General features: G+C 57.8%; 5 protein-coding genes. All 5 read left to right on the top strand.

What is annotated here, in order from left to right; all coding sequences use genetic code 11:
* The coding region (locus tag ABYA77_RS14760) for a hypothetical protein (protein ID WP_372966721.1) at positions 1-228 on the top strand (228 nt) is incomplete at its 5' end.
* Positions 229-230: 2 nt separating this feature from the next.
* Positions 231-404 (top strand): hypothetical protein, encoded by a 174-nt coding sequence (locus tag ABYA77_RS14755; RefSeq protein WP_372966720.1) that lies wholly within the window; start codon positions 231-233, stop codon positions 402-404.
* Positions 395-754 (top strand): HNH endonuclease, encoded by a 360-nt coding sequence (locus tag ABYA77_RS14750; RefSeq protein WP_372966719.1) that lies wholly within the window; start codon positions 395-397, stop codon positions 752-754. Before ABYA77_RS14755 ends, ABYA77_RS14750 begins: the two co-directional genes overlap by 10 nt.
* Before the next feature lie 107 nt (positions 755-861).
* Positions 862-1,308, top strand: coding sequence for a phage terminase small subunit P27 family (locus tag ABYA77_RS14745; protein WP_372966718.1), 447 nt, complete (start codon positions 862-864; stop codon positions 1,306-1,308).
* A gap of 2 nt (positions 1,309-1,310) precedes the next feature.
* Positions 1,311-2,724: terminase large subunit (locus tag ABYA77_RS14740; protein ID WP_372966717.1), on the top strand; the 1,414-nt coding region annotated here is incomplete at its 3' end.

The raw sequence follows: 2,724 nt of genomic DNA, 5'->3' as shown, positions 1-2,724 counted from the left end.
TGTGTATTGAGCCTGACCTTGTCGGGGTGCTCAATGCTGCGCTACGGGGTGAGCCTGTCCCCGGACCAGCAAACGCTCCTTACGAAGTGCCCGAAGGTTCCGGCGCAGCTGACTGACGGTACCGGCGCAGACGTGGCCATCGTTATCAAAGAGACCGCATCGGTCTACCACGACTGCGCAACACGCCATAACGGACTGGTTGACGCAGTGGAACGGATCATGGAGTAGGCATGGATACCGAACAATTCAATCAGCTCATTGCAGCGCTTCAGCAACAGACAGACGCAATCAATCGCCTGGCAGACAGCAATGCAGCACTGATCATGGCCATGGCTGATGCCGAAGGCCTGGACAGTGAAGAGACTAAGCCTGAACAGTATCTTGATACTCCGCCATGCCTCTGAGGACTGCAAAGCCCTGCCGGGCAAAGCTGTGCAAGCGTACGACACGGGAGAAGCACGGCTACTGCGAAGAGCATGCCGACCTTGCTAATAGCTGGACCAGAGGCCGGGCAGGACGCGGCAGAGGTGGCAGACCATGGCGCCGGCTCCGTGATGCTGTCCTGAAGCGTGACAAGTATCTGTGCCAGACGTGCAAGCGGAATGGACTATCCGTTCCAGCAAGTGAAGTAGACCACATCATCCCAGAGGCCGAGGGAGGCCCTACAGAGGCCAGCAACCTCGAGGCTATATGCGGCTCCTGCCACAAAGAGAAGACTCAGAGAGAGTCTGCGAGAGCGAGGCAGAAAGCGTGATTCAGATAGGGGGGGTGGGTAAATCTCTGTAGGTTTCGCCTACGGACACCGCGCCCTCAGTCGTTTTTTTATGCGTGAGAAATAACGAACTTTTTTCTGGGGGCCCAATGACCAATGCAGCACCGGTCCGCGCCTCCGGGGGCGGGCGGAAACGGAAGACCCAGGCCGACCATAAAAGCTCGCTGACGAGAATCAATCCGCCGTCCGAGCTGATCGACGAGGTGGCCGTTCGGCTATGGAAGACGCAATCAAAAATTTTGATTCAGCGTGGAACGTTCGAGCTTGAGGACGCGCCGCTCCTGATTGCCTACTGCAATTCATTCGCGTACATGCTGCAGGCCGAGGCTAAGATTGCGGCCCGCGGGATGGTCGAGCCTACTGCTGACGGTAGCGTCAAAAAGTCCCCATACGTCAACGTGCGAAACGATTGCATAGCCCAGTTGACCCGGACCGGATCATTGCTGGGGCTCGACCCGCTAACCCGTATCCGAATGCTCGGCGGAGGATCCGATAGTGGCGGGAACGACGAGGGCAACGAATTCGACGAGTTCTGACCATGGCCGCATATCCGAACGTAAACGCGGCCCAGAAGTACGCCCGTGATGTAGTCGCCGGCCGGATACTGGCTTGCAGTTACGTGAAGGCTGCCTGCAAGCGCCACCTGGATGACCTGAAAGCGGCGAAGGCCAAGAGCTACCCGTACAAGTTCGACAGGGACGCCGGAGAGCGGATCTGCAAATTCGTTCAACTGCTACCACACACCAAGGACAAATGGGCGCGTGGGAAGCAGCTGATTAAGCTTGAACCGTGGCAGCTGTTCATGTTCTCCACCCTGTACGGATGGGTGAAGAAAAAGGACCGGACCCGGCGTTACCGGGAGGCGTACATAGAGGTTCCCCGCAAAAACGGGAAATCGATCATTGCCGCCGCCACCGGGCTGTACGCCCTATGTGCTGATAACGAATACGGCGCCGAGGTCTACTGTGGAGCGACCAGCGAGAAGCAGGCCAAGGAGGTATTCGAGCCTGCTAAGGCAATGGTCAGCAAACTGCCGAATCTCAGGAAGCGGTTCGGGATCATTCCATGGGCAAAGAAGCTGGCCCTGCCTGATGGCGGAAAGTTTGAGCCTGTAATCGGTGACCCCGGAGACGGGTCCAGTCCATCCATGGCTATCGTGGACGAGTACCACGAACACAGGGATTCAAGGCTGTACGACACCATGGTGACCGGCATGGGGGCCCGCTCTCAGCCTATGGTCCTGGTCATCACTACAGCCGGATTCGACATCGCTGGGCCGTGTTATGAAATGCGCGACAGGGCAATCGAAATGCTGGAAGGAACCAGCCAGGACGACGACCTTTTCGCGATCATATACACCATCGACAAAGGTGACGACTGGACCAGCGATGAGGCCATCCTGAAGGCCAACCCTAATGCTGGCGTCTCAGTCAGCATGGAGTATCTGCGCAGCCGGCGCGACAAAGCTGTAGCTCGGGCCCGCATGGCCAACGGTTACAAAACCAAGCACCTCAATGTGTGGGTTTCCTCGAAGGAGGGATTCTTCAATATGGAGGATTGGGCCAAGTGCGAGGACCGGTCTCTGACCATCGAGCAGTTCCGTGGTGAGGAATGCATCCTGGCATTCGACCTGGCGCGCAAGCTTGATATGAACAGCATGGCCCGCGTGTTCACCCGGGTAATAGACGGGAAGACGCACTACTACAGCGTTTCTCCCAAGTTCTGGGTGCCAGAGGATACGGTCTTCGATGGCGAGGATCGCCGCATGAGTGAGCGGTTCCAGGGCTGGGTAGAGTCCGGCCACCTGGACGCCACTGACGGAAGCGAGATTGATTACCGGGAAATCCTGGAATCAGCGAAGGAGGCCAACCTCGAAACGCCGGCGGTAGAGTGCCCGATCGACCCACACGGAGCGACGAACCTTTCCCACAACCTGGACGACGAAGGGCTGA

This window comes from Marinobacter sp., from assembly GCF_041595835.1.
Taxonomy (GTDB): Bacteria; Pseudomonadota; Gammaproteobacteria; order Pseudomonadales; family Oleiphilaceae; genus Marinobacter.
Note: the sequence above shows the minus strand (reverse complement) of the source record. Positions and strands in the feature narration are given on the sequence as shown.